Source organism: Nitrospira sp. Ecomares 2.1 (genome assembly GCF_965152585.1).
The window spans coordinates 3,007,207-3,024,857 of the sequence record NZ_OZ224219.1 but is presented as its reverse complement, the minus strand read 5'-3'; the positions used below and the strand labels follow the sequence as shown (position 1 = coordinate 3,024,857).

Genomic DNA, 17,651 nt, shown 5'->3' with positions numbered 1-17,651 from the left:
ACCATTTCTGTTGTAAAAAAATTCTATATCCCACTTTAAGAATTCGTCGTTACTGATGACTGATTCCACGAAATCATTACTCCAAGTCACAGGGTTGAAAAAATATTTCCCCGTCCGAAGCGGACTCTTTTCCCGTGTGTCGGCATGGGTCCAGGCGGTTGACGATGTCACCTTTCACTTGAATCAAGGGGAAACGTTAGGCCTGGTCGGAGAGTCGGGTTGTGGAAAAACCACGGTGGGACGAAGTATTCTCAGGCTCATGGAACCGACGGCGGGAACGGTAACCTTCGAGGGAAAAGATGTGTTGGCCCTCTCTTCGAAGGAGTTGCGGCAGACACGTCGCCGGATGCAAATCATTTTTCAGGACCCGTATAGCTCACTCAATCCCCGCATGACCATCGGGGCCATTGTGGCTGAGCCGCTCAAGATTCACCAGATCGCCAAAGGCCAGGAACTTCAGGATCAAGTGAATCAATTGTTTATTCGTGTGGGTTTGCGGCCGGAGCATCAATCACGGTATCCGCATGAATTCTCAGGCGGCCAACGCCAGCGGGTAGGCATTGCGCGTGCCCTGGCGCTCAATCCAAAATTCATCGTCTGTGATGAAGCGGTGTCAGCCCTGGACGTGTCCATTCAAGCGCAAATCCTGAATCTGCTTCGTGACCTCCAGCAGGAATTTCACCTCTCCTATTTGTTCATCACGCATGATCTCAATGTGGTGCAATACCTTGCCGACCGGATCGCGGTCATGTATGTAGGCAAGTTCGCGGAAGTCGCTCCTGCTGAGGATCTCTTTGCGACCCCCAAGCACCCCTACACGCAGGCATTGCTCTCTGCCAATCCGGTTCCCGATCCAACAGCCCCACCCAAACGCATTATCCTTCCCGGCGATGTCCCGTCGCCCTTAAATCCTCCCGCCGGATGCCGATTCCATCCCCGCTGCCCAGAAGTCATGGATGTCTGCAAAACAGTAGAGCCAAAATTGACCCAAATCGGTCCTCCCGAAAAAGGCCACCAGGTCTGGTGCCATCTGTATCCTTAATCAAGTTCGGACACAAGCGTTGCCTGTCTAACAAGCACGCGTTTTGTAAAAATTAAATTTGCCTGTTCAGCTCTTGAACGAACTGGGAATGAGCCTGTTCGGCCTGACTCACTGGGTCATCAAATATTATGGCCTCCCTTCAAAGTTCACCCGAAAAAATGAAATTGATGGCAAGTTTGTCCGAACCCTATCTATTCAGGGCATTGCCTGGAATCGATCGAAGCATCCTGAAGTTCCTTCTTTTTATCTTACTGCCGAAAGGTTTTGTGTCATGACTATACTGGCTACGCTATTTTTCCAGTGAGAAATTTTAAACGAATCTTGCTTTGTTCCCATGCACGACCTCCCCAGACCGGTGGTGAAGGGGTGGACTGATGCCTTTCCACACAATCTAAGAGGATACAGGCGCATAAGAACTTACTCGGTCCCGTTGCAGAAGCATTCGGGACCGAGCACACATCCTGATCTATTGAATCTCCCAGTCGGTCGGTGCTTTTCCGGGAAAGACGGTGGTGGGAAGACTCAACCCATTCATTTTCCACACAGCTACCTGCCCACTGAGGTTGTTGCGCCAGAAAACATCAGTTATTCCATCGCCATCTGTGTCGGCCACTTGCACAATCTGCCATTCCGACGCCAATCCACCCAGAGAGCCCGTTGACGCAATTGTGGTTCCATTCAGCAACCACACCACCACCTCTCCGTTTTTTGAATTGCGCCACACGAGGTCAGCCCTACCATCGCCGTTGACATCACCCACTCCCGCAACCTGAAAGTCTGACGAACCGCTGCCTGGAAAGCCCACGGACGTCCTTATTAACCCGTTCATCACCCATACGGCCAGCGCGTTGCTCGTGCCATTGTGCCAAATGAGATCCGCTTTTCCATCACCGTTTATATCGCCTGCTCCCGCGAGCTGCCAGGTGAGCGATACTTTACCCAAAAATCCTGAAGCGGCAATTCTCGTCCCATTCATCAACCAGATTACCGTGTTGCCATCGTTCGAATTGCGCCAGAGCAGGTCGGCCTTGCCATCGCCGTTGACATCTCCAACGGTTTGCAGGCTCCAAACCCTTGGCACACTGGCAGGAAAGCCCACGGAAGTAATGGTTACCCCATTCATCAGCCAGATGGCCACGGTGGCGCTTGTGCTATGACGCCAAATAACATCCGCCTTGCCATCCCCATTCACATCGCCGATTCCGGCGACTTGCCAGGCGAGCGGCACACCGCCCGGGAAGCCGGATGCGGCAATACCTGACCCATCCAGCAACCAGATTGCCGTACTACCATTCTTGGTATTGCGCCAGAGAAGGTCCGCTCTGCCGTCGCCATCCAGATCATTCCTGGTCTCCGTAACGGATGGATTGCCAAAGACGGCCGACACGGTAGTATTCGCTGTGAGCGGCAGGACGCAAGGGGCGGTTCCACTGCAGGCGCCGCCGCTCCAGCCAAGGAAAAGGGAGCCGGGATTGGCGACGGCGGTTAACGTCACCCCGGTGCCACTAGAAAAAAATTCTGAGCAGTCAGACCCACAGGAGATCCCGGCAGGGCTGCTGGTGACTGTGCCGCTCCCTCTACCGGTGGGCACGATCTGCAGGGTCACTTGACCAGGAGGGGGAGGGGGAAGCAGAGAAAAAGTGGCGACGACCGTCACATCACTTGTTGGCGTGACAGTGCAGGAACCTGTTCCACTACAGCCGCCACCACTCCAACCGGAAAAAATAGAGCCTACACCGGCTATTGGCGTTAAGAGCACGGCTGTACCTGGGGAATACATCTCGGAGCAGTCCACACCACACGTAATGCCAGTAGGACTGCTGGTGACGGTGCCATTACCCGTGCCCGCTTTGGTGACTGTCATAAGGACATCATTAGCGATGACCCGACCGACAAATATTTCTCCGCTGCTTTCCCGCACAGCACCGGTGCTATCGCTCAAAAACGCATCGAAATTAATGATGGTGCCGTTTGGCGTGTTGCGGGCTACAGTCGGTGGTATGGATACTGTTTTTTCCTGGCCGGCGGTTAAGGTCCCCACGTTGAAGATGAGCCGTTCTGGAGATTCACAAGAGCTGCCCGGGCAAGTCCCTGAGAGTCCGGAGGTGAAAAGGGAATTCAACCCAGCCGGGTACTCCAGGACCAACGTCACACCTGTTCGGCTCAACGAGTCTGAGTTTCCGACCAAAAGGTCGATATCCAGCAGTTCGCCAGGGTCAGCGGGATTGGGTTTTGCCGAGACCGCCAGATTTAAAGGCAGAGTATTTTGCACTCGCGCCACCGATGATATTCTGTTTGGGTTTGGAGGGGTCAAGCCATCTTCCAATTCAGCGTGTGCGCGAAGCAAAGAGCCAAGTTCAGCGGAGGCGGACAGTTGAACCGTGGCTGTGCGTGTTGCGCCCTCTCCAGCATTCAGTCCGCTGATGACCCAACTCACGGTATCTCCACTGATAGTCCCGCCATTGCTGGCATTATTCAGTGTGACTCTCGATGGCAGTTGGAGGCGCAGAGTCCCGTTGGCCGCGCCAAGCCCCGGTTCCAGCGCGGCAAGTGTGAGTGTGTAGGTAAATGTCTCTCCGGGCACCACGGGATCGCGATTTTCGCTCAAGGCCAATTGCAATTCTCGCGAGGAGTCGATGACCAGCGTGTCGGCGCTACGGATGAGATCACCGGTACTATCCGTCAGGTCAGCCCGAAAGACCAGCACGCTTCCGCTCGCGCTATTGGTCACGACTTGGGCAGGCACAGAAAATGATTTTCCTGTACCGGCCGCAAGAGTGCCAATATTAAACAACAGGCGCTCCTGCGCTTCGCAGGTAGATCCCAAGCAGTCCCCCCCCTCGCTTAAGGACTCACTCAAACTGGACAATCCATCGACATATTCCAGCCGAAGCAGGACCCCTGATCGGCTCAGAGCGCTCCTGTTGGCCACCGAAACTTCTACATCCAGGATTTCGCCGGGTAAAGCCGGGTTCGGATTTGCAACAACCTGAAGCTCAAGCGGTGAGACCGGTTCGACTCGAGTTGCTTGGGAAGCGGTCAGAATCTTCATCGGAGTCCCACCGTTTGACAAGCTGGCCTGGGCATGGATAACCATTCCCTGGCCTACGCTGGCACCAACTTGCGCCAACACGGTCTGTTGGCCGCCCTCGCCCGGGTTCAGCCCCCCAAGATTCCAGGTCACAGTCCCGCCACTTTCCGTGCTTCCTCCTGTTGCACTCACAAAAGTCATTTCAGGAGGAAGCACCAATTGCATCTGCGCGTTGGGAACGCTGCCGCCTGTATCCAACTCTCCATATGCGAGACGATATTCAATGATTTCAGATGGAACAGCGGGGTCAATATTGTCTTCGAGAGCTAATTGCAGGGTTGAGGAGCTGTCCACTCGGACCACGACATTCCGGCGGATCTGCACTCCGGTGCTGTCGGTGATTTCCGCTTGAAAATCGATGAGGCGACCATCAATGGTCGGATTGGCAATTCTGACGGGCAATGAAAAACTTTTCCCTTTGCCTGCTGCGAGTGTGCCAACGGTGAAGGTCATAGTTTCGCTGGCTTCGCAAGTACTGCCAATACAATCGCCTTCAATCAGACCTTCGGACACGCTTTCCATGTTTGATGGGTATTCAAGTGAAACCGAGATATTGGATCGGACTAATGTAGTTGGATTGGCCAAAACAATTTCGATATCGAGCAATTGTCCAGGTTTGGCCGGGTCTGCATTTGTAGTGATTGCGAGTTCAAGAGGGATCTCATTTTTCACCTGAGTCACCTTATTGGCTTGCACCTCATTCGAAGGATTCACAGAATCGGTGAGCATCGACTCAGCCAAAATACTCGAGCCAGGCAACAAACCGGAACTCGCAGTGAGGACTGCCGTGCGGATGCCTCCCTCACCGGGGTTAAGCGGTCCCAGTGCCCACTCGACTACATTATTGTTTAGCATGCCTCCGTTGCTTGCCGACACGAAGGATGTGCCCTCAGGAAGCTTGAGACTCAGTTTAGCATTAGGCGACCCGGCTCCGCTGCTAAGAATTCCGTAGCTGAACGTGTAGGTCATGTTCTGGCCAGGTGCGACCGGGTCTCGATCGACAGCGATGCGCAAATCTCGATCTCGGGTGTTACGAACCCGCAAGCTGGTGGATGCCTCAACCATATCTCCTGAAGTATCCGTTGCCGACGCCTCGATTCTGACAAGTCGGCCGTCGGAGATGCCGGCGGCCACTTGAGGAGGCAACGAAATTGTCAATCCTTTCCCTGCAGCGAGCGTTCCCACGCTAAAGATGGCTACTTCACCGGGTTCGCAGGTAGAGCCCACGCAGTCACCAGCGAATAAGCTCTCGGATAGAGAAACAAATTCATCTGGAAATTTTAGAGCCACGGTGACATTGGAACGACTCACGGTATCCACGTTTGTCACAGTCAGTTCGAGGTCAATAAGCTCACCGACCATAACCGGGTTTGGAGTTGCCGAAATGCGTAAATCCATTGACACGGGAGCCTGAACTCTTGTGGTGGTGGATGTGCGGGTTTGATTTGCGGGGACAGCCGAATCGGAGAATACGGCCTCAGTGTGTAAAATGGTACCGTTTGCAATATTTCCATTCACGGTCACCGTTAGACTCCGCTGACCGCTCTCCCCAGGGTTCAGACTGCCCAGCGACCAGTCCACCCTGTTATTGTTCACAAGGCTGCCTCCCTGCGTGGCGGATTGAAATGTAGTGCCAGCTGGCAACGGGAAGCTCAAAATAGCATTGGGCGAACCCGCACTGGATATCGAGACTCCAAAGTCCAATGTAAAGGTGAGCGCGTCGCCAACAGAGACTGGATCCTGACTCTCGGCAACCACAAGGTTGAGAATCTGGCTGGTAGCCACAGTAATAGAGCTGCTCGCCGATGTTCGCATGACCGAGTTTTCTAAGGCATCGACATTCAAAACAATGCTGCTTCCGGGTGTGGCGCTACCGGAAATACGGGGACGTAGAGAAACCGATTTCCCTTTGCCAGCCGGTAATGTCCCAACATTGACAACGGCCGTCTCGCCTGGTTCACAAGTAGAACCAATGCAATCGCCTGGGAACTCTTTCGTAAGATCGGAAATGCTATTAAGGCCAGCCGGATAGACAAACGAGAGTGTCACGTTCCCGCTTGCGGTTCCGCCGGTATTGGTCACGGTAAACTGTACGTCCAAGAGTTCGCCGGCTAAGGCCGGATCTGGATTCACCTCCACCTGCAAGGCGATGGCGGCCTGCGCCGTATGGGGAAGTGTCGTTAACCCAACGCTCAATAGCATCATGATCAGAGTGGGAATATACATCCATGATAAACATCTGCCGTTCTGGTTTGTGTGGGGGGCTTGTTCCATGCGATGTACCCTTTCATTTAATGAAATCATCATGAAAATAATGAAAAATTATGAATCAAAAATATGGCGATATCCTAACCGGCTCTGCCTAATGCTCATGATAAAATTGTCATTTGAGTTCTCTGATACCATCGGCAAAAAAAAACGTGGGGAAACAGGAACCTCCTGTCCCCCCACGCTCATCCATGAGACTCTGTTCCCGTGTCATCGAGAACCCGAACATCCCTTTTCAATTGCGCACCCACTCTTCGTGGAAAAGGCAACTCGCTTGGCTGGACAGTCTTTAACTCTTTGGTTGAATAAAATCAATATTGGTTACTCCTTTTCCCAAATCGCTAGTAGCTGGGGGTACCATAAAAATCAAGGAACTTTGAGCCATTTTCTTTGTCCTCGAACACTTCACTCAGAATGCCTTGTCCTGTGAAGGAAGCCTGGAAAGGGCAGGATGGTTGTACTTTTGCTGCGGTGTTACCGAACTTCCTATGGTTTTCCACCTGAAACCTGACAAATCCATTGCTCGGTCCCCCTGCAGAGGAATCCTGGACCGAGCAACTACCCAAAGCTATTGAATTTGCCAATCGGTCGACGTCCTTCCCGGATAGGCTGTAGCGGCAATACTCAACCCATTCATCCTCCACACGGCCACTTGCCCACTGACGTTATTGTGCCAGAAGACATCGGCTTTGCCGTCGCCATTCGCATCGCCCACCTGTGCAATCTGCCATTGCGACGGTAATCCCCCCAGGGACCCTGTTGAAGCAATGGTGGGCCCATTCAATAGCCACACTGTTACATCCCCGGTACTCGTGTTGCGCCAGACGAGGTCGACTTTGCCATCGCCGTTGACATCGCCCACTCCCGTGATCTGAAAACCCGGTGAGGCGCTGCCGGGAAAGCCAACGGACAAAATGCTCATCCCGTTCATCAGCCATACGGCGACCCCGTTGCTTGTCCCATTACGCCAGATGATATCCGCCTTGCCATCGGCATTCGCATCGCCCATTCCCGCGATTTGCCAGGCAAGTGGCACTTTCCCCAAAAAACTCGAGGCGGCGATCCTGGTTCCGTTCATCAACCAGATCGCCGTATTGCCATCAGTCGTATTACGCCAAAGCAGGTCGGCTTGGCCATCTCCATTGACATCTTCAACGGCTTCCAGACTCCAAGCCGTGGGCACATTGGCGGGAAAGCCCACGGAAGTAATGGTTGCCCCATTCATCAGCCAGATGGCCACGGTGGCGCTCGTGCTATGCCTCCAGATGACATCGGCCTTGCCATCGCCATTCACATCGCCGCTCCCGGCGATGTGCCAGGCTGGCGGCACGCCGCCCGGGAAGCCTGAGGTGGCAACACCTGTCTCATTGAGCAACCAGATCGCGGTGCTCCCATTCTTGGTGTTGCGCCAAAGGAGATCAGCGGTCCCATTGCCATCCAAATCATTTCTGGTTTTGGTGAGAGACGGGGTGGTAAAGGTGGCCGACACAATGGTGTTTGTCGTGGGCGTGAGGACGCAAGGATCGGTTCCACTGCACCCGCCGCCACTCCAGCCAAGAAAGAGGGAGCCGCGCTTGGAAGAGGCGAACAAGGTCATTACGGTGCCACTGGCATAGGATTCCGAGCAATCTGTCCCACAGGAAATGCCGGCAGGATTACTCGTGACCGTTCCGCTTCCCGCCCCCTTGGTGATGACTTGCAGGGTGACTTGACTCGAAGGTTGAGGGGGAAGCAGAGAAAATGTGGCGGTGACCGTCGTATCACTCATCATGGTGACGGTACAAGGGCTTGTGCGGCTACAGCTGCCACCACTCCAGCCGGAAAAAATTGAGCCTGGACTGGCGGTCGGCGTCAAGAGCACAGCGGTGCCGGAGGAATACCATTCCGAGCAGTCCGTCCCACAGATAATCCCGGCAGGATTGCTGGTGACGGTGCCCCTGCCGTTGCCGGCCATTGTCACCTGTAAGTGTTTAGGAATTTTATTCTCCTGATTGCCGAGCTGAAAATTGGCCGTGGCGATTTCCCCTTCCTTTACCGTTACATTCGCAACGATTTGTCCCGCTATGGGATGCCAGGCCATCAGTTGATGAGTCCCGGCTGGGACATGATGTATTTCAAACGCTCCTTCGTTATTTGTTTTTCCATAGAACGGATTGGTTACGGGGAGAAACCACGCTTGCTCAAATTCATGTTGGTCACATTGCAACCGCAACATGGAACCCTTTTGAGACATTTTCAACTTGACATTTTTCTCTAAAGAATCGCCTTTTCTAGCCAAACCGATATTGAACTCTGTACTGGATTTGGCACCCAGTTGATCGAAGCTATGTACATTGTGCAACACGCCTTCCGCCGACTTGGGATCACTTGGATCGGCATCGTTGTTCACGACCTTAAAGCGTCCATTTCTCACGGCGACTCCCGTGTAGGGCAAATACTCGCAATGATCGATAATCACTTCCTGGGCGGGGGCCCTTTCAAAAGTAGAGGTCCATAATTGGTCATTAATATTCCGTATGGAAACCACCACATTTTTCAAACCTCGACTGCGGCTATCGACTTCCACTTCTTTTAGGAGCCGCGTTGTCCCATCAACACTAATATTGGCATTTTTCTGACAGAATTTTGCATTAGGAAATTTAGACAAAGAATATTCTTTGGGAGGCGGAACGCTTCCGGAGAAGAGGACGTTGCCACGGATCGAACCTGTTCGGCTCGTGGTGACTGGTGGAACATAGTCAAAGGTTGCCGTCACAGTCATGTTGTCGGTCAGGGTCACCGTGCAGTCTCCCGTACCACTACAATCTCCTCCACGCCACCCGACAAAGGTCGATCCTGAAACGGGAATAGAGACCAGAGTCACGATTGCGTTTTTGGGATAGGTTTCCAGGCAATTGTTTCCGCAGGAGATACCTGTTGGGGTGCTGGTGACCGTGCCTATTCCGCTGCCCGTGTTGGTCACCTGCAGGGTTCGCGATCCTTCATTCCCCTGGGAAAAGTCGTTACAGAAGCTTCTTTCGTAGGCAATGATTTTCCAAGCTTCTTCCTCACTGATGGTGGCCGGGATTAAAGGCACCATTCCAGTTCCTGGGCTGCCGTTTTTGATTATCCACATCAATTCCCCGTCTTTCCGTTTTTTGTGGAATGTACAATTGGTGAAGTTTCGGGCCCCTGGATTTAAGACGGCCCCAGCAGGACCTTTTCCGTCTCCATTTATTCCATGGCAGTTGATACAAGTACCTTTCCCCTCATACAAAGCTTTCCCTTCCGCTACAATGCCTGCAGGAGCATTGGCCGCTCTCTCATATAAGGGCGAATTGAGCAGCTTGGCCGCTGCACGCTGGTCCACCGGAACACGGGGTACCAATGGATCCCTTTCCGGTCCTGCATTGGCTATTCCGGACAGCAAAGCCATGGTCACAATCCACGCTCCAAGTATTTTACTTGTACATCTCATGTAAACCTCCAGGGATAATAGAAAATGATTAGATGAATGTTGGCTTCTTGAAAATGTGGGATGCCTAGGGGTTGTCCAATCCACCTTTTCGAAAATTTCCAGATCAGGCCAGGCTTATACTTAGCCTAGATCGAAGAGGGCCAATCCTCCCAACAGAAGAATGAGTCCACCCATGATGAATTCGACCATGATCCCCTCCTTGTATGTTTGGGTTGCGTGAAATCATAAGGAGGCTTTCAGCAAGGCCAATGCCCGATTTGAATAATGAAGGGGTTGTAGATGGTGGATCAGCGTAAGGTATTGAAAATTCGATGAAATTTTATGATGTTTTTTGTGAAGTGGCGAAAAAAACATTATTGAGTGGTGGGGATTACAAAGTCTTCCCCGCATGGTGAGGGGAAGCTCTAGTCAGTCTGAGGGGAAAGATCGCAACCTGAATTGGTCTTCAAGGAGAAGGGGCGGGGAATTCAGAAGTGGTTGATGAGGTGCCGAGTCACCTTTTCAGCGAAAGCCCGGAAGAGAAGAATAAATTTGAAAGTACTTTATTTTTAGGCGAATTGAAAAATGAGATTGGTGAGAGATTGGTAGAAAGTCCATTGCTATTGCCTTATTGCACGGAAATATAATTTTTTCCCCTACCTGAAACGCAAGGCTGGAGGTGGAGGAGAAGAAGAAGCTCGCAGTTCAAACACCAAAGGAATTGTTATTGACACTTGATATTTTTCAACGACATCGCTAAAAACGACATGGATCGAGAGAGTTTGGAGTTAGATGGGCCGTTATTAATGGAAGTTATGTTCTTGATTTCAAGACTCAAGTTAAATATTTGAGTCTGGAAATAAATTGAAAGTCATCAAAATGGGAAAAGTATTCTGGCGTTGAAATTCCTTGGGACTAAAATAACGGAAAGGAAAAAATTTCAATGAATCGAAACGTTTTTAGGTGCGGAAACGATTTCTTTGGCCCATCTTGTGCATTTTAAAGATTAATCCAACCACTCAATCCTACATTAAAATATGAGTTGGGGGAGCAAGGAGTAGGCGACAGTTGTCAATTTGTACATTGGAGGTTCTTCTAGCAAAACTTTCTTAAAAGGTGTGGAAAGGAAGGTGGTTATGAAACGAATCCTGAGGTCATTGGATTTATGTTCACATTGGGGAAGACTTGGTTTTATTTTTTTCGCCGTGCTAATAACTGGATGCACGCATGGAATCCAAAAAATCGGACCTTCTTGTGAGTTTGAGGTCGGACCCGATCACCAGAAAAAAGGGGTTTCTTTGAGTTCAATGACAGATTGGATGTGTGGGGCAGCTGACGCCATTTGCAAGACTGAGGTTGCCAGAATTCTCGTCACGGAACCGGCCGAAATTGACTTAACCCAATACAAGAATATCGCCTTTGCAGATATTAAAGGGAATGCTGGTGCGGATTTTTCAGCGGCTATTATGGAAGAAATGGTGAAAAATAAGGATATTAGAGTGATAGACAGGACCCAATTAGCGGCGCATCTTAAAGAACTCGGTATTGCTCAAGAGGATTTGTTTGATCAAACCAAGCAAATGAAACTTGGAGCAATGCTGCCAGGGACCGTTTTGGTCCTAGGGGAAGTAAACTACCAGTACAAAGAAAGTCAGGATAGGTCCGTGGATACTTGCGGCATCGATCCACGGACGGGCAGACCGCTGAATTGCCCCAAATCAACACGGACAGGCCAAGCTCTTGTGAATGGACGATTGCATTTCACCGAAACGGAAACCGGCCGGCAAATTCAAGTCAAGCGTCTGTCTACATCTTTTGGAGATAGTTCTTCGGTCCAATGGGGATCTGCGGCCCAATTGAATCCTGCGGAACTTCAGGACTTGGCCATTAAAAAGGCGGCCGAAGAAGTAATTTATTCCATTGTGCCTACAGCAAAAGAGCGGAATGTCATATTTTATAAGGCCAGCGATGTTCCAAGAATAGAACGGGGAATTGCGGAAGCTCGGGCAGGAAAATTGGAGAATGCCAAAAATATTTTCTCTGAAGTTATTGTGGAACTTGAGTCTACCCCATCCAATAAGGAGGACCTAGCGGCTGCAAAGTTCAACCTTGGTGTTATTAAGACGTATGAAAGAAAGCATGAAGAAGCCGAACAGCTTTTTTCTGAAGTGGATGATTTAGCGTTTAAGAAATTTCCTGCTGTGGACATGCGAAATATTAACGATTGCTTAAAGAAGAAAGATGCCGAATTGAAGCAAGCGCCGGTTGAGTCTTAGTTTCCTTGATCTCTCTTCTGCTGGCGGGAATCGATCTTTATCGATAATTGAATTGTTTGGAGGTTAATTGTCCCAAGATCCTATTGGAGGCCCTGTTTAATCAGGGCCTCCTTTTCTTTAGGCACACATACGCATTTAATTTATTTTTTCAACTAATCCATTCTAAAGAGTCCCTTGTTTCGCATGGGGGAGAAGGCCATTCGTTTTGAGGGGGTGGGGACCGATTTTTTCAAGTTATTTTTACAGGTCTTTGGGAAGCCCTGTCCCGCTGGTTGTGGATTTTTTCTCATAAGAAATTTTGGGAAATATCGTTCATAATTATTGCAAGAGATTTCTCATCCGAGATAGTAAGGCTAATCAATAAGTTTTCAATAGTGGCTAGCAACTCTAGTTTTTAATGATTTGGTTTAGTATTGAAAATTTGACCTCATTAGCAAGAAGAAAGATTGCAATTAATGCTTACTAATCCAATTTTTTTTGTATTTCTAAGGTTGGTTTGTATTCTGATTCTTCCATTTTTCGTTGCTGGTTGTGCCTCGAAAGCTCAAATTATATGGGAGGAGTCCAAGCCTGAGCCAACCTGGCTAACTCAGCTAAACGCTGACAATGACTATTTTTACTATCGTGGTTCTTCAGTGAAGGCAGAATCTTTAGAAAGTGGAGAATCCGCTGCTCGGCAAAATGCCTATAGCCAGGTTGCTGAATATTTATACACGGAATTGAAAAGCGAGTACGTGGGAGAGATCACCGATTTTGAGCAAAGTCATAAAGATTCCATCCAAGCCCGAAGCAGTGCAATGGTAAAAAAAGCGGAGGTCATGGATTCATACTATAAAAAAATGAGGAGGGTAGAAGGGGATCATGTGTTAGAGCGGTATGATGTCTATGTGCTTGTTCGATATCCCAAGAAAGAGGCTGAAGCTGAACGATTACGACAAGAACAAGAAGCCTATCAAAACGTCATGAGTGCTTTAGCACTGTATCAAAAAGCCAAGGCTTTTTTGATAAACGGTGAGTATTTTGAGGCGAGACGGTTTTCCCGTGATGCTTTACTGCTCCTTGAACATGTAAAAGGAAATGTTTCCCTGGGAGAAAGCGAGATAGCCAACCATCATGAGTTATCCGTTCTCGTCAAAACCTTGGAAGAAGATGCGCTACGAAGTCTTCATCGGATTATTATTTTCGTTCAAGAACCCTCTGCCGGGAGAGGGAATAATGCGTCGGGCTTTTCTTTGCAGTTGATTTCCGTTTTAAGTAAACATGGCTTTTCCGGGCTTGAGCCATCCTTATCGCGCAGGGCCGAAATGGTAGTCTCAACCACATCTGAAGTTTCGATAAAAGATGTCTCTGGCATTCGGGAGTTGGGAGCTGGGTTAGCACTTGTGGGGCGGGTCTCCTCTATTTATCGCAGTACGGTAATGGGCCAGCATCTTATTGATGCGGAAGGGGCTTTGAGACTTCTTCGTGTGGATTCAGGGGACACCTTACTCACCTTTTCAATTAATGGACGTGGCCAGGATCGTGAAAAGTCTCAAGCTGTACGTAGGGCTTTAGAGGAAGCTGGACGGGAAGCCGGAGAATATTTGGTAAAAGAACTTTTAGCAGCAGAACGCAGGTAGTATCTAGAGAACAAGGCGTATTTGATTAAGCTCTTTGTGAACCTTCTCCTGTATTTATGAGCATTCTATCTGGAATTTTTTTCATGAACGAAACTCAAGAAAGGTCTTGAATATGAACTATGCAAGAACTATGTCATATTTGGTTTTAATAGGTTTGATATCCGGTGCGAATATAGTATATGCCGAATCCCCGACCGTTGCGGTATTTGATTTTGATATTGGGACAGTAGAAACAGGACGAGTCAAAGTAACAACCAATCAAGGAAGCTCTGCCGCGAATTTTGAATCGTCTCGTCAAACGAGCCTTTTAACCCATAAACTTATAGCCAATCTTACTTCCACCAAGGAAGTTAAAATTGTAGAGCGGGCAAACTTGGATGCCATTATGAGGGAAGTCCAATTGAGCCAAACCGAGGTGATTAGTCCTGATAATGCCATTCGCATCGGGAAAATGCTGGGGGCTGATTTTTTGATTTTCGGGTCAATCTCTATGCTAGATCCAAGCATTGAGATAAAAACCTTACCCTACAATGTGGGGAAACAAAGGATTATGTCACTGGTGGTTGGAGCAACTATCAGGCTGGTCAAAACAGAGACCGGAAAAATTGAGGTGGCAGGGGACATGCAGGCTGAAAAAACATTAAAGCAACTTAATCCTGTCGGATCAGACACCTCGATTCCACAAAAATTTCAAGACGAGGTATACTCCGATTTAGCCAATAAGCTGGCTTCTCATATTATTAATACCCTGGTTCCCATCAAGGTTGCGACTTATTCGGGAAATACAGTGTATTTGGCTCGAGCCGGCCTCACCAAAGGCAGTCGATATGAGGTTATTAAACTTGGGGAACCCATTAGACATCCAGACGATCCCACAAAAATATTGGGAAATACCGAGGAGGTGATAGCAATTATTCAAGTCACCGATGGTCTAAAAGAAATGTCAAAAGGTTTTGTAGAAGAATGGAGGGGACCAGAGCAGTCAATCCCTGAGGGGGCCATTTGTCGTTCCGTGGAATCAGATGAATAAAGAGACGCTATCATTTTAGAAAAGTTTCCGATTTAAAAAAGGCCTCCACCAGCGTCCCCAGAGCGTCATGGTATCTGTCTGGCAGATTCTTGAATCTTTTTCGACATCCAGCCCTTGCTGCATCTTCTGTGGAAAATGTTGCGGTGACTTTTTTTAAGTGTTGCACATATTCTTTGAGCTTGACTTCAACTAACCGAATAAGACCCGGTTCCCCTGCCAGGCTCGTGGCGGTGGCACGAAGATCCCCATTTTTATCCACCAGCGTCTGAAAGCACATTCCCTTGAGTCGTTGCATGATGGTGCTTCGATCCCAGCCTAAGGTTTGTCCTGTGGCCTGAAGGTCAAAGCTATGCTGTCGAAGGTAGGCGAGGAGAACTGCATCGTCTTTTTTGGGATCACCCGGAGGAATTGTGCTGGGAGAGAACGGTTGATTGTCCCCCTCCGGTTTGACTTGAGGGATCAGGCGAAGGTCATCGGGACGAATCACTCCTTTTTCGGCTAAGCTGACGGCGGTTTCTAGGCAATGTTGCAATTCCCGGATGTTACCCTTCCATGGCCAGCGTTGAATGGTGTTCATAGCCTCTACAGAGAGCCTGACGTTCCTAAAGCCTTGCTCGGCAGTGATGCGACCGATTAATTCAGCAGCCAAGAGTGGAAGGTCACCAGGGCGGTCTCTTAGTGGTGGAAGACTGATTTCCAGACCCTTGAGCCGGTAATATAAATCTTCCCGAAACCACCCTTCGGCAATCCCTTTAAGGACATCCTTGTTCGTGGCCGAAATGATGCAGACATCAGCTTTTCTCGGTTTGGCTTCTCCTACTCTTGTGAAAATCCCTTCCTGCAAGACTCGGAGAAGTTTCGCTTGTTGATGAAGAGGTAAATCCCCGATTTCGTCTAGGAACAACGTTCCGTTGTCTGACGATTCATAGAGTCCAGGACGATCTTGAGCGGCTCCGGTAAAGGATCCTTTTTTATGGCCAAATAATTCGCTTTCAAACAACTCCGTGGGAATGGCAGACATGTTGACGGCTACAAATGGTCCCTGTGCCCGTGGACTGAGGCGGTGAGCCGCACGGGCAAAGAGTTCTTTGCCTGTGCCCGGTTCACCGAGAATTCGAATCGGTGTCTTTCGGCCTGCTACTCGTTTAAGATCTTGATAGCATTTCAGTAGTGTGGGGTCCTGAGTGAAAATGCCAAGTTCCTGGCATTCCTCCTGAAGGGTTTTCAACGTTTCAGTGGGGAGGGATGGTTGGTGCACATGAATTAATTGATGTGATGCCAATTCTTTTTCTAATTCTCCCAGATGTTTTCTGGTCAGTCTTTCCTGTTCATTGGCTTCGGCCAGAGATTGCTTTTCTTTCTCGATCTGACTCGCGAAAACTTCTTTCTCTTCTTCTTGAGCCTCAAACTGGTCCCGGAGCGCTGCTAAATCATCTTCCAACCGTTCCGACTTGGATTCCTGGGATGTGAGTAATTCTTTCGCCTCGAGAATGTCTCGATGAAGCCTGATTCTTTCTTTCTCAAAATCTTGAATCTGGAGTTCATTTTTCCAGCGGATATAAATGAACGAAATGGTCATTGACGCGGCGATAGTTGCCAGGATCGGCAAAATTGGAAGGACGAGATCGCTTGAAGAAAGACCGACGTGACTGATTCCCAAATAGAGAAAGGTGAAGGCAATGATCCCACAGAGAGCGGTCCCCAGTGGGAGAGTCAGGGCCAGGAAGGCCACGAGGACTGCAGATCCCGTCATTAACAACCCGATTCCAAGTTTCGAAGACTCCTTTAGGCCATTTCCATTCAGAAGTGTCTGGATAACATTGGCATGGACGAAGCCTCCTGGCACGCTGGTTTCAAAGGGGGTTCGCCGTTTGTCTGCGGAAAGGGCGGCATGCATCATCAGGACAATTTTCCCGGCCATGTAATGTTTGATTTCATCCTTCCGATCTGCCTGGATGGCTTCCCAGATATCCAAAAACGAAAAGTAAGGGAAGGGACTCTCCAGCCATCGACCGGCATAGCGAATGAAAAACCGGCCTTGATTATCGACAGGGAAATTCACAAGTGCAGAGCTGGTTTTTTCATTTTTGTGGATTTGTAATCGGTTGCCGGATTTCAACGGAATGGGCTGTCTTGAGATATTCAAATATGCTGCGGCTACGGCAACCCCAAACGCAGGAACTATCTGATTGTCCAGTCGTACGTGAGAGGGAACTCTTCTATACACTCCGTCCGAATCCGAAGAGGCGGCGATATGGCCGATTCCTGAAGCCGAAGAGGCTAATCCGGTGAGTGGAGGGGACAATAAGCGCGTCTGAATGAGCGAATCCTCATCGCGAAGGTATGATGGAGCCGAGGATCCATGTTGAAGGGCATCGCGTAATTCTTGGGGAATGGTTGATGCCGTTGACAGGGAAGAATCTCCTGAAACCGTCACCGCCAGTGGCACGATCACGTTCTTTGTGGAGCGAACGGCCTGAATCAGTTTGGCATCGCTTTGGGTTCCCCCGCGCTCAGGTGGGCTTTTCCCTGCAAAGTGGAAGTCCAGAGCGATGACAGAGGCCCCGGCTTCGCCAAGCGCTTCAATCACAGTTGCAAATGCCGCTCGATCCCAAAGCCCTACTCCGAATTCGGCCTCGCTCTTAGCATCACGGCCTATCAACACAATGGAGGAACTCTCTGATCGATTTTCCACCATGCGTAATCGGGCATCCAGCGTGCTCCATTCCCATGGATCTAAAAAATCCGAGAGGGTAATCCACACTATTCCCGCAACAGAAATAGCCACTAACCCGATGAGAAAAGAAATTTTGATGGGCTTCAAGCGGGACATAGTGTATTTAACCGGGTGTATAACCGGTTTGTCTGAGAAATTCGGTTGGTCCACCA

General features: G+C 49.7%; 7 protein-coding genes. 4 read left to right on the top strand and 3 right to left on the bottom strand.

What is annotated here, in order from left to right; genetic code table 11:
* Positions 1 to 55 precede the first annotated feature (55 nt).
* The gene (locus tag ACWHYD_RS13255; RefSeq protein ID WP_447962505.1) at positions 56 to 1,042 is read left to right on the top strand and encodes an ABC transporter ATP-binding protein; all 987 of its coding nucleotides are present in this window, start codon (positions 56 to 58) and stop codon (positions 1,040 to 1,042) included.
* Between the two features lie 466 nt (positions 1,043 to 1,508).
* On the opposite strand, the gene ACWHYD_RS13250 is transcribed toward ACWHYD_RS13255, so the two are convergent.
* Together ACWHYD_RS13250 and ACWHYD_RS13245 are read right to left on the bottom strand one after the other, a co-directional pair.
* Entirely contained in the window at positions 1,509 to 6,359 is a 4,851-nt protein-coding gene (locus ACWHYD_RS13250) for an FG-GAP-like repeat-containing protein (RefSeq protein WP_447962504.1), read from the bottom strand.
* A gap of 610 nt (positions 6,360 to 6,969) precedes the next feature.
* A complete protein-coding gene (locus ACWHYD_RS13245; protein ID WP_447962503.1) occupies positions 6,970 to 9,858 on the bottom strand; it encodes an FG-GAP-like repeat-containing protein in 2,889 nt (962 codons plus the stop codon).
* Positions 9,859 to 11,135: 1,277 nt separating this feature from the next.
* Between ACWHYD_RS13245 and ACWHYD_RS13240 the strand changes: the two genes are divergently transcribed.
* From ACWHYD_RS13240 to ACWHYD_RS13230, 3 genes are all read left to right on the top strand, one after another.
* Positions 11,136 to 12,113 carry a hypothetical protein gene (locus tag ACWHYD_RS13240; protein ID WP_447962502.1) on the top strand — a complete coding sequence of 326 codons (978 nt, stop codon included), beginning with the start codon at positions 11,136 to 11,138 and terminating at the stop codon, positions 12,111 to 12,113.
* Between the two features lie 635 nt (positions 12,114 to 12,748).
* On the top strand, positions 12,749 to 13,732 hold the full coding sequence (locus tag ACWHYD_RS13235) for a hypothetical protein (RefSeq protein ID WP_447962501.1): 984 nt from the start codon (positions 12,749 to 12,751) through the stop codon (positions 13,730 to 13,732).
* A gap of 112 nt (positions 13,733 to 13,844) precedes the next feature.
* Positions 13,845 to 14,762 carry a CsgG/HfaB family protein gene (locus ACWHYD_RS13230; RefSeq protein ID WP_447962500.1) on the top strand — a complete coding sequence of 306 codons (918 nt, stop codon included), beginning with the start codon at positions 13,845 to 13,847 and terminating at the stop codon, positions 14,760 to 14,762.
* A 10-nt stretch (positions 14,763 to 14,772) separates the two neighbouring features.
* Here the strand turns inward: ACWHYD_RS13230 and ACWHYD_RS13225 are convergent, their stop codons facing one another.
* Entirely contained in the window at positions 14,773 to 17,595 is a 2,823-nt protein-coding gene (locus tag ACWHYD_RS13225; RefSeq protein WP_447962499.1) for a sigma 54-interacting transcriptional regulator, read from the bottom strand.
* Positions 17,596 to 17,651 lie beyond the last annotated feature (56 nt).

Bases quoted from the DNA above. Each gene is read 5' to 3' on its own strand.
- ACWHYD_RS13230 (WP_447962500.1), top strand. From the start codon at position 13,845: ATGAACTATGCAAGAACTATGTCATATTTGGTTTTAATAGGTTTGATA.
- ACWHYD_RS13225 (WP_447962499.1), bottom strand. From the start codon at position 17,595: ATGTCCCGCTTGAAGCCCATCAAAATTTCTTTTCTCATCGGGTTAGTG.
- ACWHYD_RS13250 (WP_447962504.1), bottom strand. From the start codon at position 6,359: ATGTATATTCCCACTCTGATCATGATGCTATTGAGCGTTGGGTTAACG.
- ACWHYD_RS13245 (WP_447962503.1), bottom strand. From the start codon at position 9,858: ATGAGATGTACAAGTAAAATACTTGGAGCGTGGATTGTGACCATGGCT.
- ACWHYD_RS13255 (WP_447962505.1), top strand. From the start codon at position 56: ATGACTGATTCCACGAAATCATTACTCCAAGTCACAGGGTTGAAAAAA.